The sequence below is a fragment of the Ruegeria sp. AP12 genome (assembly GCF_056540025.1).
In genome coordinates this window covers 1-689 of sequence record NZ_JBQFVZ010000215.1, presented here as the reverse complement: position 1 = coordinate 689, position 689 = coordinate 1, and the positions used below count along the sequence as shown (strand labels likewise).

The following is a 689-nucleotide window of genomic DNA, read 5'->3' as shown; positions in this document are numbered from 1 at the left end:
CCACTCCCTTCGCAGGGTTCTCCGGAACCGAAAGTGGCATTCGCCTCTTCGGAGACGGACGGGCCTACACCAGTCTGGGTACTGGCGGAAAACTGGTCCTTGCCGGGCGTGTTCAAATTGGGTCTGTCATTGGCCCATCAGCAGATGGGGTAACGCCGGACTTCCTGTTCTTCTCGGGCGGTGCTGGAACCGTTCGCGGGCAGCCTTTCGAAAGCCTGGGTATTCCGGTGGGAACCGGCATCGCAGGCGGAAAATCGTTTCTCGGCTTTTCTGGTGAGGTACGCGGCAAAGTCACGGAAAGCCTGTCACTGGTCGGGTTCTATGACTACGGTACCGTGGATACATCGTCGTTCATTGGCAGCGATGCCGAAAATCACGCCGGTGCCGGTCTGGGTGTGCGTTATGATCTGGGGGGATTCGGACCCTTACGTTTTGATCTGGCCTACCCGGTTCAGGGCGACACCGGCGACGGGCTGCAATTCTATATCGGGATTGGACAGGCATTTTGAAACGCTACCTCGCATATCCGCTGCTGATCGGCACGCTGACCTGTGTGCCCCCGGTGCTGAACGCCCAAGAGGACGAAGGCGGCAGCATGATCGAGCGGTTCCTGCAGGATACGCTGTCGGGGGATGACCAAAACGTCACCGTCAAAGGCCTGCAAGGCGCGCTGAGCTCCCGCGCCACCA

At 59.7% G+C, this 689-nt stretch carries 2 protein-coding genes; both read left to right on the top strand.

Going from position 1 to position 689, the window contains the following annotated elements; translation table 11 throughout:
• Nucleotides 1–509 (top strand): BamA/TamA family outer membrane protein (locus ACR0E6_RS22355; protein ID WP_480587507.1); only part of this gene is annotated, 509 nt, incomplete at its 5' end.
• Nucleotides 506–689, top strand: a 184-nt coding sequence (locus ACR0E6_RS22350; RefSeq protein ID WP_480587504.1) for a hypothetical protein, incomplete at its 3' end; no start/stop codon positions are given. The genes ACR0E6_RS22355 and ACR0E6_RS22350, both read left to right, overlap by 4 nt.